General features: G+C 60.3%; 23 protein-coding genes. 20 read left to right on the forward strand and 3 right to left on the reverse strand.

Annotated elements, in window-relative coordinates:
• The first annotated feature begins 99 nt into the window (after positions 1 to 99).
• From NCS28_RS15435 to NCS28_RS15460, 6 genes are all read left to right on the forward strand, one after another.
• Positions 100 to 1,266, forward strand: a complete 1,167-nt coding sequence (locus tag NCS28_RS15435; RefSeq protein WP_250514628.1) for a porin — start codon at positions 100 to 102, stop codon at positions 1,264 to 1,266.
• 112 nt (positions 1,267 to 1,378) lie between these two features.
• Complete coding sequence (locus NCS28_RS15440; protein WP_250514629.1) at positions 1,379 to 2,836, forward strand: NAD-dependent succinate-semialdehyde dehydrogenase; 1,458 nt, start codon at positions 1,379 to 1,381, stop codon at positions 2,834 to 2,836.
• Between the two features lie 145 nt (positions 2,837 to 2,981).
• Positions 2,982 to 4,661, forward strand: coding sequence for an electron transfer flavoprotein-ubiquinone oxidoreductase (locus tag NCS28_RS15445; RefSeq protein WP_250514630.1), 1,680 nt, complete (start codon positions 2,982 to 2,984; stop codon positions 4,659 to 4,661).
• 60 nt (positions 4,662 to 4,721) lie between these two features.
• Positions 4,722 to 5,792, forward strand: a complete 1,071-nt coding sequence (locus NCS28_RS15450; protein WP_250514631.1) for an MBL fold metallo-hydrolase — start codon at positions 4,722 to 4,724, stop codon at positions 5,790 to 5,792.
• Between the two features lie 243 nt (positions 5,793 to 6,035).
• Positions 6,036 to 6,878: an HTD2 family dehydratase gene (locus NCS28_RS15455; protein WP_250514632.1), complete on the forward strand. Its 843-nt coding sequence runs from the start codon at positions 6,036 to 6,038 to the stop codon at positions 6,876 to 6,878.
• Between the two features lie 72 nt (positions 6,879 to 6,950).
• Positions 6,951 to 7,793 carry an HpcH/HpaI aldolase/citrate lyase family protein gene (locus NCS28_RS15460; RefSeq protein ID WP_250514633.1) on the forward strand — a complete coding sequence of 281 codons (843 nt, stop codon included), beginning with the start codon at positions 6,951 to 6,953 and terminating at the stop codon, positions 7,791 to 7,793.
• Positions 7,794 to 7,921: 128 nt separating this feature from the next.
• On the opposite strand, the gene NCS28_RS15465 is transcribed toward NCS28_RS15460, so the two are convergent.
• The 3 genes from NCS28_RS15465 to NCS28_RS15475 form a co-directional block, all read right to left on the reverse strand.
• Positions 7,922 to 8,866, reverse strand: a complete 945-nt coding sequence (locus tag NCS28_RS15465; RefSeq protein ID WP_250514634.1) for an electron transfer flavoprotein subunit alpha/FixB family protein — start codon at positions 8,864 to 8,866, stop codon at positions 7,922 to 7,924.
• 11 nt (positions 8,867 to 8,877) lie between these two features.
• Positions 8,878 to 9,627 (reverse strand): electron transfer flavoprotein subunit beta/FixA family protein, encoded by a 750-nt coding sequence (locus tag NCS28_RS15470; RefSeq protein WP_250514635.1) that lies wholly within the window; start codon positions 9,625 to 9,627, stop codon positions 8,878 to 8,880.
• A gap of 196 nt (positions 9,628 to 9,823) precedes the next feature.
• A complete protein-coding gene (locus NCS28_RS15475; protein ID WP_250514636.1) occupies positions 9,824 to 10,483 on the reverse strand; it encodes an NADPH-dependent F420 reductase in 660 nt (219 codons plus the stop codon).
• Positions 10,484 to 10,612: 129 nt separating this feature from the next.
• Here NCS28_RS15475 and NCS28_RS15480 point away from each other — a divergent pair, with 129 nt between their 5' ends.
• From NCS28_RS15480 to NCS28_RS15545, 14 genes are all read left to right on the forward strand, one after another.
• Positions 10,613 to 11,503 (forward strand): LysR family transcriptional regulator, encoded by an 891-nt coding sequence (locus NCS28_RS15480; protein WP_350029790.1) that lies wholly within the window; start codon positions 10,613 to 10,615, stop codon positions 11,501 to 11,503.
• Positions 11,504 to 11,741: 238 nt separating this feature from the next.
• On the forward strand, positions 11,742 to 13,451 hold the full coding sequence (locus NCS28_RS15485; RefSeq protein ID WP_250514637.1) for an acyl-CoA dehydrogenase family protein: 1,710 nt from the start codon (positions 11,742 to 11,744) through the stop codon (positions 13,449 to 13,451).
• A 16-nt stretch (positions 13,452 to 13,467) separates the two neighbouring features.
• On the forward strand, positions 13,468 to 14,664 hold the full coding sequence (locus NCS28_RS15490) for a CoA transferase (RefSeq protein ID WP_250514638.1): 1,197 nt from the start codon (positions 13,468 to 13,470) through the stop codon (positions 14,662 to 14,664).
• 66 nt (positions 14,665 to 14,730) lie between these two features.
• Positions 14,731 to 15,978, forward strand: coding sequence for an acetyl-CoA hydrolase/transferase family protein (locus tag NCS28_RS15495; RefSeq protein WP_350029791.1), 1,248 nt, complete (start codon positions 14,731 to 14,733; stop codon positions 15,976 to 15,978).
• A 59-nt stretch (positions 15,979 to 16,037) separates the two neighbouring features.
• Positions 16,038 to 16,454 (forward strand): fumarylacetoacetate hydrolase family protein, encoded by a 417-nt coding sequence (locus tag NCS28_RS15500; protein WP_250514639.1) that lies wholly within the window; start codon positions 16,038 to 16,040, stop codon positions 16,452 to 16,454.
• Positions 16,455 to 16,720: 266 nt separating this feature from the next.
• Positions 16,721 to 17,560: a TetR/AcrR family transcriptional regulator gene (locus NCS28_RS15505; RefSeq protein WP_250514640.1), complete on the forward strand. Its 840-nt coding sequence runs from the start codon at positions 16,721 to 16,723 to the stop codon at positions 17,558 to 17,560.
• Positions 17,561 to 17,834: 274 nt separating this feature from the next.
• A complete protein-coding gene (locus NCS28_RS15510) occupies positions 17,835 to 19,046 on the forward strand; it encodes an acyl-CoA dehydrogenase family protein (RefSeq protein ID WP_250514641.1) in 1,212 nt (403 codons plus the stop codon).
• A 14-nt stretch (positions 19,047 to 19,060) separates the two neighbouring features.
• Complete coding sequence (locus NCS28_RS15515; protein ID WP_250514642.1) at positions 19,061 to 19,573, forward strand: flavin reductase family protein; 513 nt, start codon at positions 19,061 to 19,063, stop codon at positions 19,571 to 19,573.
• A gap of 7 nt (positions 19,574 to 19,580) precedes the next feature.
• Positions 19,581 to 20,819, forward strand: coding sequence for an amidohydrolase family protein (locus NCS28_RS15520; protein ID WP_250514643.1), 1,239 nt, complete (start codon positions 19,581 to 19,583; stop codon positions 20,817 to 20,819).
• A 45-nt stretch (positions 20,820 to 20,864) separates the two neighbouring features.
• Complete coding sequence (locus tag NCS28_RS15525; protein ID WP_250514644.1) at positions 20,865 to 21,932, forward strand: amidohydrolase family protein; 1,068 nt, start codon at positions 20,865 to 20,867, stop codon at positions 21,930 to 21,932.
• Positions 21,933 to 22,001: 69 nt separating this feature from the next.
• Positions 22,002 to 22,838, forward strand: a complete 837-nt coding sequence (locus tag NCS28_RS15530; protein ID WP_250514645.1) for a fumarylacetoacetate hydrolase family protein — start codon at positions 22,002 to 22,004, stop codon at positions 22,836 to 22,838.
• 24 nt (positions 22,839 to 22,862) lie between these two features.
• Positions 22,863 to 23,807, forward strand: coding sequence for a VOC family protein (locus NCS28_RS15535; protein ID WP_250514646.1), 945 nt, complete (start codon positions 22,863 to 22,865; stop codon positions 23,805 to 23,807).
• Positions 23,804 to 25,384 carry an amidohydrolase family protein gene (locus NCS28_RS15540; protein ID WP_250514647.1) on the forward strand — a complete coding sequence of 527 codons (1,581 nt, stop codon included), beginning with the start codon at positions 23,804 to 23,806 and terminating at the stop codon, positions 25,382 to 25,384. Before NCS28_RS15535 ends, NCS28_RS15540 begins: the two co-directional genes overlap by 4 nt.
• Before the next feature lie 89 nt (positions 25,385 to 25,473).
• On the forward strand, positions 25,474 to 26,658 hold the full coding sequence (locus tag NCS28_RS15545; protein ID WP_250514648.1) for a porin: 1,185 nt from the start codon (positions 25,474 to 25,476) through the stop codon (positions 26,656 to 26,658).
• Positions 26,659 to 26,866 lie beyond the last annotated feature (208 nt).

Raw genomic sequence — 26,866 nt, forward strand, 5'->3', positions numbered from 1 at the left:
CGACGTGGCTTGCTCCTTATAGTCGTACTTACCGCGAGCGAGTTCGTGCCACGGTACGGTCAACTCCGTTAGAAGAATAGGATTCAGGAGACAGCGACAATGAAGAAGATGGTTTGGGCGCTCTCAGCGCTCGGCGCGCTATCGGGTATCGCCCACGCGCAAAGCAGTGTCACCCTGTACGGCATCATCGACGAAGGATTGATCTTCAATAGTAACGCCAATGGCTCGCGGCAATACTATCTCGCCTCGGGCGTGCTGAGTGGTAGCCGCTTCGGGCTTCGTGGTGCAGAGGATCTTGGCAGTGGCTTGCGAGCCATCTTCACGCTCGAGAATGGTTTCGATGTCAATAGTGGCAAGCTGGGGCAGGGCGGCCTGATGTTCGGTCGACAGGCCTATGTGGGTTTGTCCAGCGATCGCCTCGGTACGCTCACGCTCGGTCGGCAGTTCGACTCCACGGTTGACTATGTCGGGCCGTTCGGATTTGCTGGCACGAATGGAGGCTATATCACGGCGAGTCCTGGCGATATGGACAACTTTGCGATTGGCAATCGCGTCAATAGCGTCATCAAGTATGCAAGCCCGAATCTCGGCGGACTGACGTTCGGCGGTATGTATTCACTGGGTGGCGTGGCCGGCGATTTCTCTCGCAACCAGGTATGGGGCGTCGGCGCAGGCTATACGTATGGGCCGTTCAAGCTCGGCGCCTCGTACATGAACATCCACAACCCGAACGTGTCGTTCTACGGCACGAGCGTGTCAGGTGCGACAGCCGAGACAAACAACATGTCGTCCGTCGCGACACGTGGCTTTGCCTCCGCACAGACGCAGCAAGTCGCAGCGGCCGGTGCTTCATGGACGGTTGGCCAGATTACGTTGTCCGGCACATATTCGAATGTCCAGTTCGAAGATCTAAGCGGCACGGTCGGGGTGCTGAATCCGGGCGGCGTGCGCGGTAGCGTGACGTTTAACAACTATGCGGCAGCGCTCAAATACCAATGGACGCCGGCACTCTTTACCGCCGCGCAGTTCGAGCGCACCACCGGCAGTTCAATCAATGGCAAAAGCGGGGCCGCCTACAACCAACTCGACCTTTCGGCGGATTACTTCCTCTCGGTGCGCACCGACGTCTACTTCACGGCCGTCTATCAGCGCGCATCAGGGACGCAGTCGACCGGCGCACCAGCTGTTGCGGCGATCAATGTGATCACGCCGTCGTCAACCAACCACCAGGCTGCTGTCCGGATCGCGATCCGCCACAAGTTCTGACGATTCGGAACGGAGCCGCAGTTACGATCGGCGAGAACTCGCGCCCGGAGGGCAGTCCAGGCGGGACGCAAGCCTCAGTTTGTATCTTTCGGAAATCAGCGAAGGGATATCGATGAAAAACCTATTACACGATCAAACGCTCCTGCGTCACGATGCCTATATTGACGGCGAGTGGCAGTCCGCCGACAACGGCGCCACCTTTGACGTCGTCGATCCGTCGAATGGCGCGTCGCTCGGCACTGTGCCGATGATGGGGGCGGCCGAAACGCGCCGTGCGATCGACGCTGCCAACGCCGCGTGGCCGGCGTGGCGCAAGAAGACGGCGAAGGAACGCGCCGCGATCATGCGCCGATGGTACGAGTTGATGGTGGAAAACGCCGACGATCTGGCGCTGATTCTGACGACCGAGCAAGGCAAGCCGCTCGCCGAGGCGAAGGGCGAGATCGTTTATGCCGCGTCGTTCATAGAATGGTTCGCGGAAGAGGGAAAACGCGTCGCGGGCGACACGCTCGCCTCGCCCGCCGCCGACAAGCGCATCGTCGTGACGAAAGAGCCGATCGGCGTGTGCGCCGCGATCACGCCGTGGAATTTCCCGGCCGCGATGATCACGCGCAAGGTCGGCCCGGCGCTCGCGGCGGGGTGTCCGATCGTCGTAAAACCGGCCGGAGTGACGCCGTTTTCCGCTCTCGCGATGGCTGTTTTAGCTGAACGCGCGGGCGTGCCGAAGGGCGTTCTAAGCATCGTCACCGGCGATCCGAAAGCGATCGGCGGCGAAATGACGAGCAATCAGACCGTGCGTAAGCTTTCGTTTACAGGGTCGACGGAGATCGGCCGCTTGCTCGCAGCGCAAAGCGCGTCGACGGTCAAGAAAGTGTCGCTAGAACTGGGCGGCAACGCGCCATTCATCGTGTTCGACGATGCCGATATCGATGCGGCTGTTGAAGGCGCGTTGGCGTCGAAGTATCGGAACAGCGGGCAGACCTGCGTGTGCACGAATCGGTTCTACGTACACGAGCGGGTCTACGATGCGTTCGCCGCCAAGCTCGCCGACGCCGTTGGCAAGCTCAAGGTCGGACGCGGCACGCACAGCGGTGTCGCGCTCGGACCGTTGATTAACCAAGCGGCGGTGCTGAAAGTGGAATCGCACATCGAAGACGCGCTGACCAAAGGCGCCTCGGTCGTCGCGGGCGGCAAGCGTCACGCGCTCGGCCACGGTTTCTTCGAGCCGACGGTGCTCACGGGCGTTACGCCCGACATGAAGGTAGCAAAGGAAGAGACGTTCGGGCCGCTCGCACCGCTCTTCAAGTTCTCGTCGGACGAGGAAGTCGTGCAGATGGCGAACGACACCGAGTTCGGCCTCGCTGCGTACTTCTACAGCCGCGATATCGGCCGCGCGTGGCGTGTGGCCGAAGCGCTCGAATACGGCATGGTCGGTATCAATACCGGCCTGATTTCGAACGAAGTCGCGCCGTTCGGCGGTGTAAAGCAATCGGGCCTCGGCCGCGAAGGCTCGCACTACGGTATCGATGATTACGTCGTAATCAAATATCTTTGTATCGAGGTCTCTTGAGATCAAACCTGTCAGTCGGACGCTCGATTCCTTTGTCCCTTCGCGAATCTTAGCTCCGGAAACCATGCCGTGCCCGGCGCACCATATCCAGTGGCCAGTCACCGTTCGAGGGACATCGTCGATCGCAACGGTAGATTGAATTTGAATGACAAGACAGTTTGATCTTCGTTACGAGAACTACGATCCCCGCGAATCGATGGAATACGACGTCGTCATCGTCGGCGGCGGGCCGGCCGGCTTGTCGGCGGCCATCCGGTTGAAGCAACTGGCGGAGGAAAAAGGCGTCGAGATCGGCGTATGCGTGCTGGAGAAAGGCTCCGAGATCGGCGCGCATATCCTCTCCGGCGCGGTGATGGACCCGCGCGGGCTGTCCGAACTCATCCCCGACTGGAAGGAAAAAGGCGCGCCGCTCGACGTCGAAGTCACGGAGGACCGGTTCCTCTTCCTGACGCAGAACGACGCGAAGCAGGTGCCGAACTGGCTGCTTCCCGACAACTTCAAGAATCACGGCAACTACGTCATTTCGCTTGCCAACGTCACGCGATGGCTCGGGCAACAGGCGGAGGCGCTCGGCGTCGAAATCTTTCCGGGTTTTCCGGCCGCCGAAGTGCTCTATGGCGACGACGGCGCGGTAAAAGGCGTCGTCACGGGTAACATGGGCGTAGGCAAAGATGGCCAGCCGACCGAAAACTTCCAGCTCGGCATGGAGCTGCACGCGAAATACACGCTGTTCTGCGAAGGCGCGCGCGGACACCTCGGCCGTCAGCTGATCGACAAGTTCAAGCTCAACCAGAACGCCGATCCCCAGGTGTATGGCATCGGCATCAAGGAATTGTGGGAGATCGATCCGGCCAAGCACAAGCCCGGGCTCGTGATCCATACCGCGGGCTGGCCGCTCGACCCCGACACCTACGGCGGCTCGTTCCTCTATCACATGGACAACAACCAGGTAGTGGTCGGCTTCGTGGTCGGGCTCGGATATTCGAACCCGTATCTGTCGCCGTTCGAGGAATTTCAACGTTACAAGACGCATCCGTCGATTCGTCCGTTCCTCGAAGGCGGCAAGCGCATTTCCTATGGCGCGCGCGCGATCACGGCGGGCGGTCTGATGTCGTTGCCGAAGCTCGCGTTCCCCGGCGGCGCGCTCGCGGGCGACGATGCGGGTTTCCTGAACGCGTCGCGCATCAAGGGCAGCCATGCGGCGATCAAGTCCGGCAAGATGGCGGCCGAAGCCGCGTTCGACGCGGTGCAGGCGGGGCGTCAGAACGACGAACTGGCGGCCTACCCCGAAGCGTTCGACAGTTCATGGCTCAAGACCGAGCTTTATCGCGCGCGCAATTTCAAGCAGTGGATGAGCAAGGGCCTCTATCTCGGCACTTTCATGGTTGGCCTCGAGCAGAAGGTGATGGGCGGCAACGTGCCGTGGACGCTGCATCATCAGCACTGGGATCACGAGATGCTGAAGCCCGCGTCGCAGTGCAAGCCAATCGTATATCCGAAGCCCGACGGCAAGCTCACGTTCGATCGTCTTTCATCGGTGTTCATCTCGAACACGAATCACGAGGAGAATCAGCCCGCGCATCTGACACTGAAGGATCCCGGCGTGCCGGTCAATGTCAACCTGCGCACCTACGCCGGCCCGGAGAGCCGTTACTGTCCGGCGGCTGTGTACGAGTTCGTCAAGTCCGACGACGGCAGTGAGCGGCTGCAGATCAACGCGCAGAACTGCGTGCATTGCAAGACCTGCGACATCAAGGATCCTACGCAGAACATCGTGTGGGTCACGCCGGAGGGCGGCGGCGGGCCGAACTATCCGAACATGTGACGATTTCGCGTGTCATCCAAGTAAGGCAGAACACGAGGCGGCGTCGGTGACATAGAAACGATGAACGATCGAACGAACAAACAAAGTGGGAGCCGTTTCGGCGGTCTGATCTATCCATGCGGAGAACCGCCTGAAGCGGGAGTGGCGCTCGAGATCGCGCCCGGTGTTTTCTGGATTCGCATGCCGCTGCCCTTCGCGCTGTCGCATATCAATCTTTGGGCAATCAAGGATAGCGAGGGTTGGGCGCTCATCGATACCGGATTGCAAACCGAGGAGACAGCAACGGCATGGCGAAGCCTGTTTGCTGGTTCGCTGAATGGTCTAAAGCCGACACGCGTACTAGTGACGCATATGCATTCCGATCATGTCGGCATGGCCGGTTGGTTGACCTGGAAATTCGACTGTCGATTGTGGATGACCCGGCTGGAGTATCTGAGCTGCCGTACGCTTGCCGCCGACACGGGCTGCGAGGTGCCGGAAGATGGAGTTCGATTTTACCGGCGCGCCGGGTGGAACGATGACGCCATCGAGCAGTACCGTGCGCGCTTTGGCAACTTCAGAAGACGGACCTACGCGCTGCCCGACAGTTATCGTCGGATTGAGGACAGGGATCTGTTCACGATCGGCTCGCACCGTTGGCGCGTCGTAGTTGGAAGCGGACATTCACCGGAGCATGCTTGCCTGTACTGTCCCGACCGTAAGCTCTTTATCTCCGGTGACCAGGTGTTGCCGCGCATTTCTTCGAACGTGTCTGTCTTCCCCACTGAACCCGACGCCGATCCGCTTAGCGAGTGGATGGCCTCGCTCGAAAAGATAAAGCGCGAGGTGCCCGAGGATGTCCTCGTGCTGCCTTCCCATAACGAGCCGTTTTACGGACTGCACGAGCGACTCGATCATCTGGCGCGCAGCCAGAAACAGGCGCTTGAGCGGCTACGACTTGCGCTCGAGCAGCCCAAGCGGGTCGTCGATGTCTTCAGTGCGCTATTTGCACGGGCGATTACGCAAGACGATCCATCGCTGCTCAGTCTCGCAACCGGCGAAAGCGTTGCACACCTCAACTACTTGATTCGGCGCGGCGAGGCGTCTGTGGCGCTGGCAGAGGATGGCGTCGCATGGTATCGAGGCGTGTGAGGTTCGCCGTGTCGCTGTTGACCAGGAAATTGCCGTGTCGATTGATTACGATGACCGACTCCTCGCTGCGGGCACCATCGAAGAAAGCAGGCAGCGATGACGTTTTAGCATGGCAACGATACATTGAACCGGCTACCGGACTGAGCCGACAAACGGCACTATTGGTCCGTAGAACTTGGCCCGCCGTTGGCAAGGCCGGCCCGGTAGTACTGGATCGACATACTCGAAAAAGGGGCGCACATCATGTCCGAATCAAATATTTCACTGACTGAGTGGCTTTCAAAGCAGAAGGTAACGAGGGACATCGTGACGGCTTTTCCGCTGTCCGCCCTCGCTGCGACGCTCGATCGTACGGAGCCCGGCAGGAGCGTGCCGCCGCTGTGGCACTGGCTCTACTTTCTACCAGTCGCTCCGCAGACGGACATCGACTCTGACGGACATCCGAAACGCGGCGGCTTCTTGCCGCCGGTGCCGCTTCCGCGGCGCATGTGGGCCGGCGGACGGCTCACCTTTCATACTCCCCTGGCAGTCGGCGAGCAGTTGATACGCACCTCCACAATCGAGCGCGTGGAGGACAAAACTGGGCGTTCCGGGCGGCTCGTATTCGTGAGCGTTCGACACGCCATCGAAACCGACGGAAAGCTGAAGATCGAGGAAGAGCAAGACATCGTCTATCGAGATGCACCTCGCGCCGACGCGGTTGCATCCCCGGCCGAACGGGCTCCGCACGGTGAGGTATGGCGACGGGTGGTGGATACGGGACCGGTCATGCTGTTTCGGTATTCGGCGCTGACCTTTAATGGACATCGAATTCACTATGATCGACCCTATGCGACAGAGGTCGAAGGATATTCCGATCTGGTGGTGCATGGTCCCCTTGTTGCGACTCTATTGATCGACCTGGTCGCTCGCGAATTACCCGACGTAACGGTCCGCCGTTTCACCTTCAAAGCCGTGCGACCGGCTTTCGCGGGTCGGCCATTGACGCTTTGTGGAAGGCCTTCTGACGACGGGAACGCAGTCGAATTATGGGCGATGGATCAGGAAGGTTTCTTGACCATGCGCGCGAGCGCCGAGTTCGCTTGAACGTCTGCATATGAGCGACGCAGATGCGAAGTCTTCATATTTTTTGCGTCCCCATTTTTTCACCACGCGGACATGACCATAGATAGCGCAGTTCGATTGGACGAACCAAATATTCTAGCCCCGCGCTCGTACCTGTTCGTGCCGGGAAACCGTCCGGAACGATTCGAGAAGGCGCGTACGGCCGGCGCTGACCAGGTGATCTTCGACCTCGAAGACGCCGTGCAGGCGGACGCGAAACCTGGCGCGCGCTTCTCCGTGCTGGCTGGGCTCGACGCACTCCGGCCGGCGCTAGTGCGCATCAACGGCTTCGACACGCCATGGTTTGAAGAAGACGTTGCCGCGCTTGCCGCGTGTCCCGGGGTCGCCGGCATCCTGGTTCCAAAGGCCGAGAGGCTGGAGCAACTGCACGCCGTGCTTAAAAGGGCTCATCGGGATCTGCTGCTTTTTCCGATGATCGAGACGGCTAGGGGTATCGCAAATCTCTCGGCGCTTTGCGCGGCCCCGCGTGTCAAGCGGCTGGCTTTCGGAACGCTCGATTTTCAGATCGACCTTGGCATTGAAGGCGATGCAGACGAACTGAACCTGTTTCGCTCGCAGATCGTCCTGGCCTCTCGGCTCGCGGGAATCGATGCACCGGTGGATGGTATATCCACCGTGATCTCGGATTCTTCCGTCATAGAAGCTGAGGCTCGGCGTAGCAGACGCTTCGGGTTTGGCGGCAAGCTGTGCATCCATCCGGCTCAGATCGATGCCGTTCATCGTGCCTATACATGGAGTGAAGCGGAGAAGGATTGGGCGCATCGAGTATTGCTCGCCGTGGAAGCGAGTAATGGCGCAGCCGTGGCGGTCGATGGAAAAATGGTCGATCTTCCGGTACTCCTGAAGGCGCGCCGGGTTGCCGCCCAGGCCCGATGAACCGCGCGATTCGGTGACTTGATGGTCGCGGCGCTTTCACTTGCCAGGAAGCGCGAACTGCGCACGTCCATCGGAGAGGAACCGGCAGATCGCGTATTTTCCGTTTAGCGGCGTGCCGGTGCCACACATTAGGGCAGGGTGCTCACCAGTTCCGGCACGACCGTAAACAGATCGCCGACGAGGCCATAATCGGCGACACCGAAGATCGGCGCTTCAGCGTCCTTGTTGATCGCGACGATGACCTTGCTGTCCTTCATGCCGGCCAGATGCTGAATGGCGCCCGAGATGCCGACTGCCACGTACAACTGCGGCGCGACGATCTTGCCGGTTTGACCCACCTGATAGTCGTTCGGGACGAAGCCCGCATCGACCGCCGCACGCGATGCACCGAGCGCCGCGCCGAGCTTGTCCGCCAGCGGTTCGAGCACCTTCGTATAGTTCTCGCCGTTGCCGAGGCCGCGTCCGCCCGACACGATGACCGAAGCCGACGTCAGTTCCGGACGATCCAGCTTCGTCAGCTCACGCGACACGAATCGCGAAATGCCAGCGTCCGCAGACGCTTCGATCCTTTCCACCGTTGCACTGCCGCCTTCCGTTGCGACCGGATCGAAACCCGTCGAACGGACGGTGATCACCTTAATCGGATCGCTCGATTGCACCGTCGCAATAACGTTGCCCGCGTAGATCGGACGCTCGAAGGTGTCGTCGCTATCGACTGCGGTGATATCGCTGATTTGCGCGACGTTGAGATGCGCGGCAATGCGCGGCGCGATGTTCTTGCCATAAGCCGTCGCGGGCGCAAGGATATGCGAATAATCCTTCGTATCTCGCACAATCGTCAGCACCGTGCCTTCGACGTTTTCGGCCAGACCGTCCGCAAGTTGCTGCGCATCGGCGAGCAGCACTTTCGATACACCCGCGATTTTCGCGGCGGCATCGGCTGCGGCTTGCGCATTCGAACCTGCCACAAGCACGTGAACATCGCCGCCGATCTTCGAAGCAGCGGCAACCGTGTTCAGCGTCGCTGCCTTGATCGATGCATTGTCATGCTCTGAGATTACCAGAATCGTCATGTCCTTTCCCCTTACAGCACTTTGGCTTCGGTCTTGAGCTTCTCGACGAGCGTCTTCACGTCCGGCACCATGACGCCGGCGGAGCGCTTGGGCGGCTCGGCGACCTTCAGCATCTTCAGACGCGGCGCGACATCGACGCCGAGATCCGCCGGCTTCAAGATTTCAAGAGGCTTCTTCTTCGCCTTCATGATGTTGGGCAGCGTGACATAGCGCGGCTCGTTCAGGCGCAAGTCGGTGGTGACGACCGCGGGTAGCGTGAGCGAAAGCGTTTCAGAACCGCCATCGACTTCGCGCGACACGGTCGCCTTGCCATCGGCCACGACGACCTTCGATGCAAACGTCGCCTGCGGCAATCCAGTTAGCGCGGCGAGCATCTGCCCCGTCTGATTCGAATCGTCGTCGATGGCTTGCTTGCCGAGGATCATCAGTTGCGGCTGTTCCTTATCGACCAACGCCCTGAGAATCTTCGCGACCGCCAGCGGCTGCAATTCATCAGCCGATTCAACGAGAATCCCGCGATCCGCGCCGATCGCCATCGCGGTGCGTAGCGTCTCCTGACATTGCGTCACGCCGCACGACACGGCCACGACCTCGGTCGCAATGCCGGCTTCACGCAAACGCACCGCTTCTTCTACCGCGATTTCGTCGAATGGATTCATCGACATCTTCACGTTCCCGATATCGACGCCGCTTCCGTCCGACTTCACGCGAACCTTCACGTTGTAGTCAACGACGCGTTTCACTGAAACAAATATCTTCACTATCCTGCTCCGTTGCGTTGAAAGGCCGCATCGCGCCGTGATGCGCTCACGGCGTGTCGGATGAATGAACGATAGGGCATTGCAGGTGTCGGCGGCAGTCCTCGTGCTATATGACCGTCATGCCGAACCGGTATGTCAAATGCGAGCTTGGCAATCCCGTAGGTCGCGCAGCCGGCAAGGCGTTGCACTTGCTGGATCAGCGTCGCCACGATCCATGCGGCAATTCGACGTCCCGCTCAGCCATCGCGAGTTTTGTTTTCAGACTCGGTTGGTCGAGCGGGATGCAATATGCCGGTTTCGCGCGTTCGAAGCGCCAACTGTCGGCAAGCCGGCCTGCATCGAACGCGTCATAACCACACTCGTCGAGCCACGCTGCGACAACTCTTTTAGAGTCGGCATCATCGCCTGCGATCGGCAATGCGCGACGGTTGGGAGTCCCGGCCGCCTGTCCTGTCGTCTCGATGTCCTTAGCCAGAATCGCATTGAAGGCCTTGACGACGCGCGCTCCCGGAAAGCGGGTCGCCACGAGTTGCGAGGTGGTCGTCTCGTGGCGGTCTAGCGCCTCGATTCGGCCGTCGCGTTCGGGGTAGTAGTTACAGGTGTCAATTAGGATTTTGCCCGCGAATGGCCCTGCAGGCACGTTGCTAATGCCGCGCAACGGAACGGCCAACACGACAATGTCGCCGAATACCGCCGCCTGTTCCGCTGTGCCAGCTTTGCAACCGATCGCAGACACGGTGCTGCCAAGCGTCGCCGGTCCGCGCGAGTTGCTGATCATCACCTCGTGCCCCTGGCGGATGCCAAGGGTAGCCAGCGAGCGGCCAATGTACCCCGCTCCAATAATTCCGATCTTCATTGCAGTGACTCCTTCGGTCAGTTTGATTCAGCGAGCGCCTCCAACGTTCGTCGCCTGACGCACTATGATTCGAAGCTCGGGCGTGATAAAGAGCTATTGAGCGTGGGCTGACGAAACCGGGAGTTTGCAATGATGGATCGCCTCACCAGCATGGCGGTGTTTGTGAAGACCGCCGACACCGGGTCGTTCGCCGCGGCCGCGCTAGCGTTCAACATCTCGGCACAGATGGCAGGCCGGCATGTGGCCGAGCTCGAAGCGCGCATTGGCGGCCAACTGATCAACCGGACCACGCGGCGCCAGAATCTGACCGAGATCGGTGTGGTGTTCTACGAACGCTGCAAGCAGCTGCTCGCCGATGCCGAAGAGGCGGAGGCGATCGCGAGCACGCTTTCGACGACTCCGCGTGGACGGTTGCGGCTCACCGCGCCGGTCACTTTCGGGCTTTTCGGTCTCGCGCCGCTCGTCGCGCCCTACTTGCTGGATCGTCCAGAGGTCGAGATGGACCTCACGCTGACTGATCGCTATGTCGATCTGATCGGCGAGGGTTTCGACGCGGCGATCCGGCTCGGGCCGCTCGTCGATTCATCGCTGGTGGCGCGCGCACTCGCGCCTTACCGACTGATAGCGTGCGCCGCGCCCGCGTACCTCGCCCGGCACGGCACACCATCGGATCCGTCCGAGCTTGCGGGCCGCGAGTGTCTCAGTTTCGCCTACAGCGCGTCCCCGCCGGCATCGGAATGGCACTTTGCGCACGGCGGACAATCCAGTGCCGTACCGATTCGTTCTCGTCTCCGCACCAACGACACCCGGGCCCTGATCACCGCCGCGATAGACGGACTTGGCATCATGATGGCCCCGGAAATCGCGGTGCGGGACCATCTGGCGCGCGGCGCGCTCGTACGTGTGCTGGAGGCGTTCGCCGTGCCGGCCCGTCCGATGCATATCGTGTTCCCGTCGGGACGTATGACCCTCAAGCTGCGCCAGTTTGTCGATCATGTGTTGGCAGCTCACAGCAGCTAGGCACCTGGCAACACTCAACGGCATCGCAGGCGACGCATCGCGGCACAAGGAACGCTCGGACCCAGGTCCTGAAGCATCGTCCCCAGCCATACCGCTACCGCATGTCGGCCATGCGCGCCTGCCGCTACCGGCGCAGGCGCGGCTTGCCTATCCTGCATCTAACAAGTCCGGGCAAGCCCAGCCATATGGCGTAGCCGCCCGAGTCAGCCAGTCCTGGCCCACTATCCAACACCATACAATGCTCTATCAATCTGTTTCAGAAAGCTTTACCGCCGCGACTACTGTGCTGCGTCGTGTTCGCTGGTTGCTCGACGAGGCAGTACTCGCGGTCGTCCGCTCATGTGTGGTCGATGGCAGGCTCGATGCAGCACGGCTCGACGAATTTCAGTTCGCCAGCTATGAAATCGCGCTGGCAAGTGCGGAACTGCTTGCTGCGGAAACCGCCTGCGACCGCACCGATCCGGCGGACTGCGCGACCGACCTGGACATAGGTCTCTCGCTCGCCTTTGCCGGCGACGCGACGACGAGCGTGCTGCAGCGTCTCGATGCTTTGTATGTCGACCTGGCCATTCCCGCCGCCGGTCTCCATGAAGTGACGCAAAGTGCGGAGTTTGCGCGCTTGCGCCAGGCGGCTTGCAGTAGCGAAGCGCTTGGGCACCTCGGCGAGGCGCTCGCCTCGGCCGAGTCGATCGCCGACATCAAACAGCCCGAGGACGTCGCAATGGCGCAAGAGGCGTTCCGGCGCTTCGCCAAGGAAGTGGTCGCACCGCTCGCCGAACGCATTCATCGTCATGATCTGACGGTACCCACAGAAATTCTGGATGGCATGCGCGAGATGGGCGCCTTCGGGCTGTCAATACCGGAGTCACTCGGCGGCAGTGCTTCGGAAACCGGTAACGACACGCTGATGATGGTCGCCGTCACCGAGGCGCTGTCGGAGGCGTCGCTGGCCGCGGCGGGCAGTCTCATCACGCGTCCAGAGATTCTCTCTCGCGCGCTGCTGACGGGCGGTACGGATACTCAAAAGCAGCGCTGGCTGCCCGCGATCGCATCAGGCGAAGCGCTGTGCGGCATCGCGATCACCGAGCCGGACTTCGGTTCCGATGTTGCGAGCCTGAGCCTCAAGAGCACTCGTGTGGATGGCGGTTGGCTGCTTGATGGTGCGAAGACGTGGTGCACTTTTGCCGGCATGGCGAACTTGTTGATGGTGGTAACCCGCACGGACCCTAACCGGTCGGCCGGACATCGCGGCCTGTCGATCATGCTCGTCGAAAAGCCGTCGAGCGACGCGCACGAGTTTGACTTCGCGCAGCCGGAGGGAGGCCGTCTCACCGGACGAGCGATTCCGACCATCGGCTATCGCGGCATGCACTCATTCGACCTGCATTTCGAGCGCTTCTTCGTGCCTGACACCCACGTGCTCGGCGGCGAAGGAGGTCTCGGGAAGGGCTTTTATTTTACTATGCAGGGCATGACGGGGGGACGCATGCAGACCGCTGCCCGCGCTTCCGGCGTCATGCGTGCCGCGCTCGATGCGGCGATCCGCTATGCAGGCGACCGTAAAGTGTTCGGCAAAGCGCTCGCGGCCTATCCGTTGACGCAAGTGAAGATTGCACGCATGGCCGCGCGCTATGCTGCATGCCGCAAGCTGACCTACGCGATTGCACGACACCTCGAGAGCGAGGGCGCGCAAATGGAAGCAAGCCTCGTCAAGCTGCTGGCGTGCCGCTCGGCCGAGATCGTCACGCGCGAAGCATTGCAGATCCACGGTGGCATGGGCTACGCAGAAGAGAGCGCCGTGAGCCGATATTTCGTCGACGCGCGCGTGCTGTCGATCTTCGAAGGTGCCGAGGAAACGCTTGCGTTGAAGGTTGTCGCGCGCGCCCTTTATGACCGCGCGCTGACCCGCATTGCGGAAGGGCAAGCCGAGGCGAACCATGCTCTCTGATGCGATTCTGAAAGGCATGCGTATCGTCGAGGCGTCGGCCTTCGTTGCGGCGCCGCTCGGCGGCATGACGCTCGCGCAACTGGGCGCCGAAGTGATCCGCATCGACCCGCTCGCAGGCGGTTTGGATTACCTGCGGTGGCCGGTCACGGCGGATAATACGAGCCTCTTCTGGTGCGGCCTTAACAAGTCGAAGAAATCCGTGATACTCGATCTTGGGACCGCTGAGGGGCGCGAGCTTGCCGCCGCGCTCGTCACCGCTCCGGGACCGGACGCCGGGATTCTGCTCACCAACTTTCCGCCGCGCGGCTTCCTCGACTATGACGCATTGAGTGCACGACGCGCCGACCTGATTCAGTTGACGATCACCGGCGACCGCCACGGCCGTTCGGCGGTCGATTACACGGTCAATCCGCGCATTGGCATACCGTACCTCACCGGTAGCGGCACCGCCGACACAGTCTGCAATCACGTGCTGCCCGCGTGGGATCTCGTGACTGGCAACCTGGCTGCGCTCGGTATCCTGGCGGCCGAACGTAGTCGGCGGCAGAACGGTACGGGACAGCATGTCAAACTTGCGCTCGAGGACGCGGCGCTCGCGGTGATGGGTCACCTCGGCTTTCTCGCCGAAGCGCAGCTTGGAAAGCAGCGCGAACGAGTGGGCAACCACCTGTTCGGCGCGTTCGGCCGCGACTTCCTGACCGCGGACGGGCAGCGCATCATGGTTGTGGGTTTGACCGCGAAGCAATGGAAGTCGCTTTGCGTGGCCACTGGCCTCACCGAGCGCGTCGATGAGCTCGGCCGCTCGGTTGGTCTCGACCTCCGGCGTGAGGGTAATCGCTTTATCGCACGCGCCGAACTTGCCGCGCTTTTTGAGCCGTGGATCGGCGCGCGAACGTTGGCGGAAGTTGCCTGCGTATTCGATGCTCATGCTGTTTGCTGGAGCCGATACCAGACCGTACGCGAACTGGTCGAAACCGATCCCGAATGCTCGTTGGCGAATCCGCTCTTTTCGGCTGTCGAGCAGCCCGGCGTCGGCGAGATACTTGCACCGTCTTCGCCGCTTACATTTTCGACGCTCGCACGCGCCCCAGCGCAACCCGCGCCTCGCCTTGGCGAACACACGGAACAGGTGCTCACGGATGTCCTCGGCCTGTCGAGCGGGCAATTGGGTTCCTTGATCGATCGCAAGATCGCGGGCCGCCCGCCGGCCTGATACGCGTTCTAACTCTCCGATTTCCAGCACGCGCCTCACAATTAGACGAAGGCGCAAGGAGCCGACTTGCATACCGATTTACTGCCCGACCTTACGCCATATTTGCGTGAAGGGAATACCGTCATGTGGGGACAGGCGACCGCCGAACCCTTGACCCTCACCCGGGCGCTAGTCGCGCAACGGGCGCAGTTCGGGCGCCTGAATCTTTTTTTGGGAATTGACCTGAGCGGCACTGTGCGTCCGGAACACGCCGATCACTTTCGCTTCATGAGTTATTGTGGAGCGGGCGGCAATCGGGCGCTTGGCAAAGCGGGGCTACTCGAGATCGTTCCCACGCCCTATTCGCTTCTATTGCGCGAGATGGCCCGCGCGAGCAAACGTATCGACGTTGTTCTCGTGCAAGTCTCCGAGGCCGATGAAGACGGCTTGTACAGCCTTGGCGTGGCGAACGATCTCCTCATTGCGGCCATCGAGCAGGCGAGGGTAGTCATCGCCGAAGTCAACCCTGGTGTCCCGCGCACATACGGCGAGCGCCGATTACACCCGGACGAGATCGACGCGCTTGTTCCTGCCGCTTTTGCGCCACTTGAAGCACCGTACAGCGTGCCGTCGCCCGCCGAAGAACGCATTGCAGAGCACGTTGCATCGCTTGTCGAGGACGGAGCAACGCTGCAGGTCGGACTCGGGGGCGTTGCGGAAGCGACCCTCAGACGATTGACTGATCGTAAAGATTTGGGCATCCACTCGGGTATCATCGGCGATGCGCTGGTTGATCTGGCCGAATCCGGTGCGCTCACCAACGCGCGTAAGAAGCGCAATACCGGCAGGAGCGTCGCGGGCGTCCTGATGGGCACGAAGCGGCTCTATGCCTACGCCGACCGAAATCCCGACATCGTCTTGCGCGGCACGGATGAAACGCACGGTGCGGAAGCGTTGCGATCGATCGAGCGCTTCGTCGCCATCAACTCTGCAATTGAAGTCGATTTGACCGGCCAGGCAAACTCTGAAGTCGCAAATGGCGACTATCTTGGGGCGGTAGGGGGCGCGCCCGATTTTTTGCGCGCCGCGCATCTGAGCCGAGGGGGCGTTCCGGTAATCGCGCTGCGTTCGACGGCGGCGGGGCGGTCACGTATTGTTGCTTCGTTGTCCGGGCCCACGAGCACCGTGCGCTGCGACGCTGGGGTGATCGTGACCGAACACGGTATCGCGGATCTGCGTGGCCGTTCACTGACCGAACGCGTTAGGTGCCTGATAGCGATTGCAGATCCGAGTCACCAAGAGCGACTCGAGCGCGAGGCGCATGCCGGTCGTTGACGAATAGGCGGGCATGCAGGCAAGCGTCGCCGTGAATGCGATCGGGCGGCACTGGTACGATGAGTCGAGATCAGTCTTTCGTCACCCGCGACGAAATACCGAACCCGCAGGCCCTCGCTATGGAACTGTTCGTAAATGGCGAACTTAAGAAGCAGAGCAATACAGAAGACGTGATCTTCTCGGTCGCCTATATCGACTCATACTCAAGCGAGTTCATGACGCTCCTGCCTAGCGACATCGTTACTACCGTCGCACCCTCGGGCGTGGGACTTCGCAGGAAGCCGCCGCAGTTCCTCAAGCAGGGCGATGTAGTCGCGCTGTCCATTGAGAGCCTTGGCGCACAGACTCAGCATATCATGAGCGGATGCCGCTTCCGGTGGCAGCCATCACAGGCTCAAACCCTCTCAACATCCACAACCTACGATCCATTCCACGCGCGAAATTTTTGCTGCGCGTTGGAATTCGGAGGAAGCTGAAAGGTTCTATTGGACGTTCGGACGTTCGGACGTTCGGACGTTCGGACGTTCGGCCGTTCGGACGTGCGCTGCGAAGTCGCTGCGCTGCCGTTGTACAGTTCGGTCGTCCGCATCGACGGGGAGAATGGGGCGGGTGAGACAAAGCGCCTTCTGGGACCGACGTTTGGGATTTCGAGAGGACGCAGCCGCATTGAAGCCCAAACGGAAGTTGGCGAAGCGTCGCAAGGGTCCGCCGCTGGTGTTTGTCGTGACTTATGCTGGCTCGAATGCCTCTGGACGAAGTGTCCTATCGAGCGTCAGGGCGAACAGTGCTGCACAATACATATTCTGTTAATTGTATGATGCGGGACCAAGTCAACCTGCCTCGCGCGAACAATCGCGGCGGCGCCGACATTCAAGACATGCCTACATCGCCCACTGCCAGAAAAGCCGCTCGTCTTCGGGAAGATCATCGGACGATCAGCGCCCGCAAGAAACGCGATGTCATGCGTACGCGCATACTACACGCGACAATGGACCTGTTCTCCGAGCGCAAAAACCTGTCGGCATCGATTGAAGACATCGTAGAGGCCGCCCAGATATCGCGCGGCACGTTCTATAAGTACTTTTCTTCGTTGGATGACGCGTTCGTCGCATTGGGCCGTGAAGTGACGGACCAAATGACCATAGATATTCTGCCGGTCTACGATGTCTTGACGGATCCTGTGCAACGAATCAGTACGGGGATGCGCCTTTTCCTAACTCGAGCCCTAATCGATCGCCGGTGGGCCGGATTTGTCGTTCGCGCCGAACTCATCCCGCACGAATCCGTCCTGCTCGAGTACATCTACGGAGATTTGCGAATTGGCGCCGCGCAAGCGCAGCTTGATTTTTCGGATCTTCAGGCCGCCGCTGATTCTGTTATGGGAGCGACGGTGGAGGGCATGCGCACAATCATGCTTGACCGTACCACGGACGCGTTCGCGTATATCGATGACGTGATCCGGATCACGCTCCGAGGGGTCGGCGTACCCAAGCAAAAGGCTGAATCCGCAAATGCCTTTTCACGTACCTACCTTGCGTCGCAGGCAGACGCAGTCGCACGAGGCTGGTCGCTGCCGCGCTAGCCGCGCGCACCGGAGAACGCCGTAAAAATGCATATTTGTTCACTCTGATGGGCGAGAAAGCCCTAGATTGACGCCGCATCCCAGAATCATAAAATGAACACATCGTTCATTGCGATAAGACGCCCGACCGCGTAATAGCGAGAGCCTTTCGGTTAATCGAACGCTGCGGCCGTGATTACGTTTTCTGGCATACCATATAGTAGAACGAATTAATGACTATCCGTTCGCGTAGCCGATTCCGCGACGAGCAAGTCCATCAAACAGCGAGACTTCGATGAAAGCCGAGTTCACCTCAATGCCCCAACAGCAACCGCAGTCCGTCGATCAAGAGCTTGTCGCCCGTGCGCGCGCGCTGGCGCCATTGCTCACAAAAAATTCCGTCAAATCCGAGCAGGACCGGCGGGCGCATCAGGAAAACATCGATGCGATCAAGGACGCGGGCATTTTCCGTCTCATGGTGCCGAAGCGGTTCGGCGGTTATCAAGGCACGATGAAGTCGCATCTTGAGGTCACGTCCGCACTCGCCGAAGGGTGCGCCGGTACCGCATGGGTGACTGCACTGACGAATGTCTGCGCATGGTTCGTCGGCCTTTATCCGGCGCGTGCGCAGGAAGAGGTATTTGGCGCGAATCCCGATGCGCGCGTCGCAGGCGTGTTCACGCCATCGACGGATGCACGGCGCACCGATGGCGGGCTGATTGTCTCGGGAAAGTGGTACTGGTCTTCTGGAAGTCTGCATGCCGACTGGGTCACGGTCGGCGTCATGGAACATGACAGTAACGGCGCCTTCGTTGGCCAGTATCTCGCCTTGATCCCAAAGACCGAGATCACAATTGAAGACACCTGGTTCACGGTGGGTATGCGAGCCTCAGGTAGCAACTGTGTAGTAGCAAAAGAGGTTTTCGTCCCGAGCCATCGTCTGCTGGATATCAATGCCGCCGTCAACAGCGACTATCCCACCGAGTTCAAGGACGAGGCGGAGTATCGCGGCCCGTTCGTGCCCGTCGCGGCGCTGGTGTTGGTAGGTGCACAACTCGGCATGGGGCGCGCTGCGCTCAAGTACGTGATAGAGAAAGCACCGCAACGTAGCATCGCCTATACGACGTTCGAGAAACAGACATCGTCGGTGATGTTCCAGGCGCAGATCGCACAGGCGTCGTTGAAGATCGATACCGCGCATTTGCATGCGCTTCGCGCAGCCGCTGATATCGACGATGCCGCAAGACGGGACGAGAAGCTCGACTACGTGACGCGAGCGCGCGTGCGTGCCGATTGCGGTGTCGTCGTGACGTCGATTACCGAAGCGCTGAACATTCTCGTTTCGGCACATGGCGCGGGCACGTTCGCCGAGAGCAGTCCGCTGCAGCGAATCTGGCGTGACTCGAACACCGCTGCACGACATGCGGTAGTTCTCCCGGCCGTGGGAATCGAAGTGTATGGCAAGGCGCTTCTCGGCGTCGAGAATACCGTCACACCACTGGTCTGATCGAGGTACGCGCGATGGATATCGACGCCAAACTTTACCGCTCCGTAATGGGCCTTTTCGCGACCGGGGTGACCGTCATCAGCTATGTCGTGGAAGGAAAGCCGGTCAGCATGACGGCCAATGCCTTCATGTCGGTTTCGATGGAGCCACCGCTTGTGCTGATCTCGGTGCGCAAGCAATCTCGCTTTAATGAAGCGATGAAAACCGGCACGTGCTATGGCGTGAGCTTTCTCGCCGAGAGTCAACAAGCCATTAGCGCTCATTTTGGCGGTAGGCGCGACGAAAAGTTGAATGTTCCCTATCTATGGCGCCGCGAGACGCCGTTGATCGACGGAAGTCTTGCACAGATCGTCGCGCGCACGACGGCGATTCACGAGGCAGGCGACCATCTGCTCTATGTAGGTCACATCGAGCACCTGCAACTAGGCGAGCAACGCAAGCCGCTCGTTTTCTTTAGCGGGAAATACAAGCAGGTGGAAGCGCACGCTCCTGCAGCCGGGTGGTCGGTCAATGCTGATTGCTGGTAGGCCGACCATGTCAAGGCAACCCGATGGTGTCAATAAAGAAAATACCATGAACGATAGAGAGCACGCTAACGGCGTCCCTAAAACGCTCACCGTACCGACGCGCGGATCCGCGCCGCATGTTACATGCAGCGCGGGCTCATTCCCCGATGAACTGTGGCCGCGTAGACGCAGTACGCTGCTTGGGATCCTGGGCGCGGCCAGCATGATGGCAAGCGGAACCGGCGTCAAGGCCGTTCAAGCTGAAAGCACTAGAGACGAGCCTATCGCCGGCGAAGCGCGGAACGGGCGTATCGATGTTCACGCGCACTTTCTACCGGAGCATTATCGGTCCGCGCTGGCGGCGGCCGGTCACTCCAAGCCATCGGGCATGCCGGGGATCCCGAACTGGAGCGTCGAACAGGCCATTGCGATGATGGATCGCCTGAATATCGACGCGGCAGTGTTGTCGATCTCCGCACCCGGCTTGCACTTCGGCGACGATGCCGCCGCTCGCAAGCTGGCACGCTACACGAACGAGAAAGGCGCCGAGGCGATGCGTGCGCATCCGACCCGCTTTGGACTTTTCGCTGCGTTGCCATTGCCGGACATCGACGGGTCGCTTGCCGAGATCGAGTACGCCTTCGACACACTCGGCTGCGACGGCGTTGTTGTTGAGAGCAATCACAACGGTGTCTATCTGGGCGATCGCAAACTCGACCCCGTGTTTGAGGAACTGAACCGCCGTCACGCAAAAATTTTCATCCATCCGACTAACCCGCATTGCCCGTGCTGCCAGGATCCGACGGCGCTGCCGCCAATTGGTTATCCGTTCCCGATGATCGAATTCATGTTCGAGACCACGCGCGCGGTCTTCAATCTGATTCTCTCGGGCACGCTCGATCGCTATCCGAATGTGAAGGTTATCGTGCCGCATGCGGGCGCGACTGTTCCGGTGCTGGCCGACCGCGTGGCGGGATTGTCTCCGGCGCTCGGTTTGCCAAAGCCGCTCGACGTCCCTCGCTTCTACAAGACGCTGCGCGGTCTCTATTACGACCTTGCGGGTTTTCCGCTGCCGCGTCAGATCGGCCCGTTGCTTGAGATCGCCGATCCGAAACACATTCTTTACGGCAGTGACTGGCCTTATACACCGGAGCCTTTGGTAGCCGATCTCGCGAAGAAGCTCGATGCCACTGCACTCATGTCGCCGCGCATGCGCGTGGACGTTATGCGGAAAAACGCACTCGCGCTGTTTCCGCGCTTTCGCTAGCGCGTCGAGCCGACTTCACCTTCATATAAAAAACTCGGAGACAAGATGAAGCAGAAAACGAACCAGCACGCGGGCGTTTATCAGTGCGGGTGCTGTTCCGCTCCGGCGCCTGGAAGGCGTCAGTTCCTTGCCGGAAGCGCTGGTCTCGCGGCTGCGGCGATGATGCCGCGACTCGCATCTGCGGCGACCGCAGGGCAGCGGATGATCGACGTGCATCATCATTTTGAGCCGTCCTATAAGAACGTGGATGGCAGTGCGTGGTCGATTCAGGCCGCGGTCGATCAACTGGATCTCAATGGCGTTGACACTGCGATCGCCTTTGCGGGGGCGATCCCCGAGACCAACGCCCACGAGGCTCGCAAGCGTGCACGCAAGACAAACGAGTGGAGCACGCAATTTTGCGTCGATCATCCGGGACGCTTCGGTCTCTTCGCATCGCTGCCCATGAACGATGTCGACGGCGCGCTTGCCGAGATTGCCTACGTATTCGATGTGCTCAAGGCCGACGGTATCGGCCTTGTCACGAACTATCAGGACGCGTGGCTTGGTGATCCGAAGTTCGAACCGATCTTTGTGGAGCTGAACCGCCGTAAGGCGGTGGTGTACGTGCATCCGGCGCAAGCGCCATGCTGTACCCCTGCGACGCTGACGTACGAGAAGGGCTCGATTTCGGCACCGTGGGTCGAATTCCCGACCAACACGGCCCGGACGATCCTCAGCCTGTGGAATGCGCGCATCACGCAGCGGATGCCCGATATCAAGTTCATCTTCTGCCACGGTGGCGGCGTCATGCCGATCCTGCTCGGGCGCATCGCGGGCTTCGACGACTGGAAGTCCGTGGGGCCACAGCGACTCGCAGAATTGTTTCCGCAGGGTATCTATGCCGAATTCTCAAAGCTGTACTTTGAATGCGCGCAAGCCTATGCGCCTGAAGCGTTCGATCTCGTGCGCAAGGTTGTGCCTTCGACGCACCTGCTGTTCGGCTCGGATTACAGCTATTTCCCGGTCGCCCATGCGGTCAACCAGTTCAAGGCGCTCGACATTCCCGACGACTTGCGCCGCAAGATTCGCGGCTCGAATGCGGCCACGCTGTTGCCGCGCTGGCAGACGTAAGCACCGTCATCGCCGATCGCAAGACTCGCCGCAACGCCCGCAAGCACCCACCATCAACAGGAAATCACAGTGAAACTTCTACGATTTGGCCCCGCAGGGGCAGAGAAACCCGGCGCGCTCGACGTTCACGGAAACCTCCGCGATCTGTCCTCACTGGTAGACGACTGGACGCCCGATCAACTCGCGCCGCAACGCCTCGCGGCGCTCTCGATGACCGACTTATCGACATTGCCGCGTGTCGACGGTGAGCCTCGAATCGGCGTCCCGGTCGCGGGCGCGCGTCAGTTCGTCGCCATCGGCCTGAACTATCGCAGACACGCCGAAGAGGCAGGACTCGACATTCCGAAGGAACCAGTCGTTTTCATGAAAGCGATCACGTCGCTGTGCGGCCCGAACGACGACACGGTCTTGCCCGAGGGCGCACTCGAAGGCGACTGGGAAGTCGAGCTTGGTTTTGTGATCGGGAAGACTGCGCGAAATGTTTCTGTCGGGAATGCGCTCGATCACGTCGCCGGGTATTGCCTCGCAAACGATGTGTCGGAGCGACACTGGCAAATCAAGCGTAACGGCCAGTGGGGCAAAGGCAAGAGCTTCGATACGTTCGGACCGGTCGGGCCGTGGCTCGTCACGAGCGATGAAATTCCAAACCCGCAGGCGCTCGCGATGGAGTTGCGCGTGAACGGCGAAATCAGACAGCAGAGCAACACGGAAGACATGATCTTCCCGGTCGCCGAGATTGTCGCCTACGTGAGCCAGTTCATGACGCTGCTGCCCGGCGACATCGTGATTACCGGAACACCTGCTGGCGTCGGTCTCGGAATGAAGCCGCCGCAGTTCCTCAAACGCGGCGACGTGGTGACGCTTGCGATCGACGGATTGGGTACGCAGACACAGCGCATCGTTTAATGATCAGCGCAAAAGGAGACGGACATGTCCGCTTCAATGCATTCGGAACACGGAGGGCCGGCGATCCACTCGGTGCACGAGGTCGTCTTCAGCGCGCCTGATCTGGCGGAGGCCGAGTATTTCTATCGCGCGTTCGGCCTAGACGTGCGACACGAGGGCGCTGCGCTCGCGCTGTACACCTTCGGTCATCCGCATCGATGGGCGCGGATCTACGCCGGCGCGCGAAAGCAGTTGCTCTGGCTTTCGCTCGGAATCTTTGAAGGAGATGGCGGCGCCTTCGAGGACAAGTTGCACTCCCTCGGTATCGGTCGCGCTGCGCCGCCTCGTGAAGCAGAGGGCGAGGACGGCAGGTGGATCGACGGTCCTGACGGCGTTCCAATCCAGTTGGTGGTCGCCGAAAAATGCGCGCCGGACATCAAGTCGAAGCGGGTGTTTCCGCCTGAAACGTCGGCAGCCGGGCGAGCCCCGCATCGCAGCGAGGTTCACGCCGTGCAGCCAAACCGGCTTTCCCACGTGCTGTTGTTCACGAGCGACGTTGATGCGGCCCGGCGTTTTTACGAGGACGTAATGGGCCTGCGCCTGTCCGATCATTCGGGGTCGATCATCGCCTTCATGCACGGACGGCATGGCAGCGACCACCATCTGATCGCGCTCGCCAAGTCCGATGGAGCGGGCTTGCACCACACGAGCTGGGATGTGTCTTCGCTCGATGACGTCGCGCTCGGCAGCGAGCAAATGGCGCGGGCGGGATTCGCGGAGGGATGGGGTCTCGGTCGGCATGTGCTGGGCTCGAATTACTTCCGCTACGTGCGCGATCCTTGGGGCAGCTACGCTGAATATTCCTTTGATATCGACTTCATCGCAGCGGGCACGCGCTGGCCCGCAGCCGATCATCCGCCGGAGGACGCACTGTACGTTTGGGGACCGCCGGTTCCCGCAGATTTCGTGACGAATCACGAGTCACTTTGAACCCAGCCGTTCGGCTGTTCGACAATTCAAATTCCCCATTCATGCGCAAGCCTATTTCCAGATCCGGTCGATCGACCAGAACGCTTCTGCCCGCATTGCTTTTCATGCCTGCGATAGGCGCGCTGGTGGTCGCGTGCGGCCACGAAAGCAGTGAGACTTATGAAGCAACCCAAGGCACCGTCATCCGGAGCGCGACGGTCGTCAATACCCGCGACGGTTCTCTCGCTTCCGATCAGGCGATCGTGATCGACGGAGGGAAGATCGTGAAGATTGCCTCTAACGGTTCGGTTCATACGAGCGGGACGGCGCAGACGGTCGACGGTACGGGCAAGTATGTTGTGCCCGGATTTCTCGACATGCACGCGCACGCAATGGTCCACGTCGATGAAAAACCGAGTTACTTTCCGTTGATGCTGGCAAACGGGATCACCGGCTTCAGAGAAATGGGGGCCTTTCCGGGACAGTTTCCGGATATGGTGAAGCGCGTGCGCCAGCTGAACGCAGACATCGCTGCCGGACGTATCGATGCACCGGAGGCCTTACTCGCGCCTAGCGACATTTACTCCGGTACGACCTCGGCGGCCACAGCGACCCAAAACGTTGACCAACAGAAAGCGCTGGGTGTGGACTTCATCAAAGTCATCGGGGCGAACCGTGACGCCATGCTCGCCTTTCTGTCGGAATCGAAGCGTCAGGACTTGCCGCTCGCAGGCCATCTGACGCCCGCTGTCAGCGCGACAGAATCGTCGCAAGCGGGGTGGAAGAGTATCGAACACCTTGGCAGCGGGATCGGCATTCTGCTCGACTGCGCCAACGACGAGGCCGCGCTGCGCGCGGCGATCGTGAGCACCGCAGGCAACGCTGCGCCAGCGTTTCCTTCCGATGCCGCGTCGCTCGAACGTATTCTCAATACGTACAGCAATGAGAAATGCACAAACCTTGCCAAGGTGTTCGTGCAAAACGGGACGTGGAATGTGCCGACACTGCGTCGCGTACATGCGCTCGACGCAAGCGACGATCCAGCGTTCGCCAGCGATCCGAACCTGACCTACGTCGACAAGACGCGCGCCGCCGCATGGGCGCAGATAGAGCAGACGTTTGCCAAGCAGCCCGAGCAGCAGAGGGTGGATCTGCGGCAACTTTTTGTCCTTCAACAGGCCGTGACGAAGTTGCTGAGTGACGCCGGCGTAAAACTCATGGCAGGGTCCGATTCCGGTGTCGCGTCGATTTGGGTGGTTCCCGGTTTCAGCCTTCACGACGAATTCCATGAACTCGCGGCCGCCGGGCTGACGCCGCTGAAAGTCTTGCAGATGACGACGCTAAACGGCGCGGAATTTCTAGGACGGCAATCGACGATGGGCACGGTCGAAACGGGGAAAAACGCAGATCTCGTTCTGCTTGACGCAAACCCGATTGTGGACGTCACCAATCTCGATAGGATCTCGGGCGTATTTGTGAAGGGAAGGTACTTCCCGAAAGGTGCGCTGGATAAGTTGAAAGCCGATACGGCGACCGGCTATGGCAATGCCCCTGCTCCGGTTGCAGCCGAGGTCGCAAAAGCGATCGAGGGCGAGTAGAGAGCGCTCGCACGATACCTGATGCATCGGTCGACGACCAGTGATCGTAATTGAGATAAATAGTATAACGAAATTATGGAGACAACGCAGTGAGAAAGACAATCAGTATTGCCATATCGCTATTGGGTGTGTCGGGAAGCGCTCAAGCGCAGTCGAGCGTCGTCCTGTACGGGATCATCGATGCGGGATTCGCGTACACGTCCAACGAAGCGCCCGCGGTCGGAAAACCCGGAGAACATCGATTTAGAATGCTTTCCGGCAGCCTGAGCGGAGAGCGCTGGGGCTTGAAGGGGACCGAAGCGCTTGGCGCCGGACTGAATGCGATTTTTACGCTGGAAAATGGCTTTTACAGCATGAACGGAAAGTTCGCACAGGGCGGACTGGAGTTTGGTAGGCAGGCTTTCGTCGGTTTGTCCAGCGACCGCTTCGGCACCGTCACGATGGGACGCCAGTACGACTTCGCTGAAATGATCCAACCCATGCTGTCATGGAACCAATTCATTGGGCCGTTCGGCGCACATGTCGGCGATAACGACAATCTCTATCAGACGGTGCGAACAAACAACTCGATCAAGTACCAGTCACCGGTCGTGTCTGGTCTGACATTCGGCGCGATCTACGGGTTCAGTAATCAGGCGTCGGGACAGAACGGCGTTGGCTTTGCCAACAATCGCGAATACAATTTCGGCGCGTCCTACGTGCAAGGTCCGCTCAGACTTGCTGCCAGCTATATGCGGCTCGACAATCCATCGGCGGCCAACAACACGAACCCGGACGGCGCGGTTGCCGCAAATCAGTACACGCTCGGCGCGTCGAGCATCTTCTATAATTATTCGCCGGTCGCACGGCAAAGTGTTGTGGCAGCGGGGGGCGCATACGCGTTCTCGTTCGCAACGCTCGCGTTCGTCTACAGCAATACGACACTGATTTATGGCGACGGCACGCGCCTCCGTCTACGCAATTACGAAATTAATGGGAAGAAGTTTCTCACGCCATCCGTGCTGGTAGGGATCGGCTACACCTATACGTCGGGCTCGGGGCAGGACGGGATGAGCATTAAACCGTTCGCCAGCGGCAATCATCCGTCCTGGCATCAAATAAATCTCGGAGCAGAATACCTCTTGTCGAAGAGGACGTTGTTACACGTGGCGACGATTGTTCAGTTCGCAACCAAAGACGCAACGACGGCAGCGATCAACTACGACGGTGCGGTTACAGGTAGCAACGGTTACAAACAGGTCAGTGTCGTGGCGGGATTGCGCCACACATTCTAATCTGCGATCGCGGATATCCACCCGCGCCGACGACTTCTTAACACTGCCAAAACTGTCACCTGCTCGCAGGAAGGGGGGGCCGAAATGCACCACATCGTGCCGTGATCCTCTTGATGAGAGGGGCCGAGAGGGGTAAGCGGCTCGCCTAGGCCGTGTGTAGAGGCGTCCGCGCCTGGGCGCAGGATTGCCTCAGGTGGAGCGGCTAGAT

The sequence above is a fragment of the Caballeronia sp. INDeC2 genome (assembly GCF_023631325.1).
In the GTDB taxonomy this organism is placed as follows: Bacteria; Pseudomonadota; Gammaproteobacteria; order Burkholderiales; family Burkholderiaceae; genus Caballeronia.

Bases quoted from the DNA above. Each gene is read 5' to 3' on its own strand.
- NCS28_RS15525 (WP_250514644.1), top strand. From the start codon at position 20,865: ATGAAGCAGAAAACGAACCAGCACGCGGGCGTTTATCAGTGCGGGTGC.
- NCS28_RS15475 (WP_250514636.1), bottom strand. From the start codon at position 10,483: ATGAAGATCGGAATTATTGGAGCGGGGTACATTGGCCGCTCGCTGGCT.
- NCS28_RS15520 (WP_250514643.1), top strand. From the start codon at position 19,581: ATGTCAAGGCAACCCGATGGTGTCAATAAAGAAAATACCATGAACGAT.
- NCS28_RS15435 (WP_250514628.1), top strand. From the start codon at position 100: ATGAAGAAGATGGTTTGGGCGCTCTCAGCGCTCGGCGCGCTATCGGGT.
- NCS28_RS15440 (WP_250514629.1), top strand. From the start codon at position 1,379: ATGAAAAACCTATTACACGATCAAACGCTCCTGCGTCACGATGCCTAT.
- NCS28_RS15490 (WP_250514638.1), top strand. From the start codon at position 13,468: ATGCGTATCGTCGAGGCGTCGGCCTTCGTTGCGGCGCCGCTCGGCGGC.
- NCS28_RS15450 (WP_250514631.1), top strand. From the start codon at position 4,722: ATGAACGATCGAACGAACAAACAAAGTGGGAGCCGTTTCGGCGGTCTG.
- NCS28_RS15460 (WP_250514633.1), top strand. From the start codon at position 6,951: ATGACCATAGATAGCGCAGTTCGATTGGACGAACCAAATATTCTAGCC.
- NCS28_RS15465 (WP_250514634.1), bottom strand. From the start codon at position 8,866: ATGACGATTCTGGTAATCTCAGAGCATGACAATGCATCGATCAAGGCA.
- NCS28_RS15510 (WP_250514641.1), top strand. From the start codon at position 17,835: ATGAAAGCCGAGTTCACCTCAATGCCCCAACAGCAACCGCAGTCCGTC.
- NCS28_RS15535 (WP_250514646.1), top strand. From the start codon at position 22,863: ATGTCCGCTTCAATGCATTCGGAACACGGAGGGCCGGCGATCCACTCG.
- NCS28_RS15505 (WP_250514640.1), top strand. From the start codon at position 16,721: ATGCCTCTGGACGAAGTGTCCTATCGAGCGTCAGGGCGAACAGTGCTG.
- NCS28_RS15485 (WP_250514637.1), top strand. From the start codon at position 11,742: ATGCTCTATCAATCTGTTTCAGAAAGCTTTACCGCCGCGACTACTGTG.
- NCS28_RS15455 (WP_250514632.1), top strand. From the start codon at position 6,036: ATGTCCGAATCAAATATTTCACTGACTGAGTGGCTTTCAAAGCAGAAG.
- NCS28_RS15515 (WP_250514642.1), top strand. From the start codon at position 19,061: ATGGATATCGACGCCAAACTTTACCGCTCCGTAATGGGCCTTTTCGCG.
- NCS28_RS15480 (WP_350029790.1), top strand. From the start codon at position 10,613: ATGATGGATCGCCTCACCAGCATGGCGGTGTTTGTGAAGACCGCCGAC.
- NCS28_RS15500 (WP_250514639.1), top strand. From the start codon at position 16,038: ATGAGTCGAGATCAGTCTTTCGTCACCCGCGACGAAATACCGAACCCG.
- NCS28_RS15445 (WP_250514630.1), top strand. From the start codon at position 2,982: ATGACAAGACAGTTTGATCTTCGTTACGAGAACTACGATCCCCGCGAA.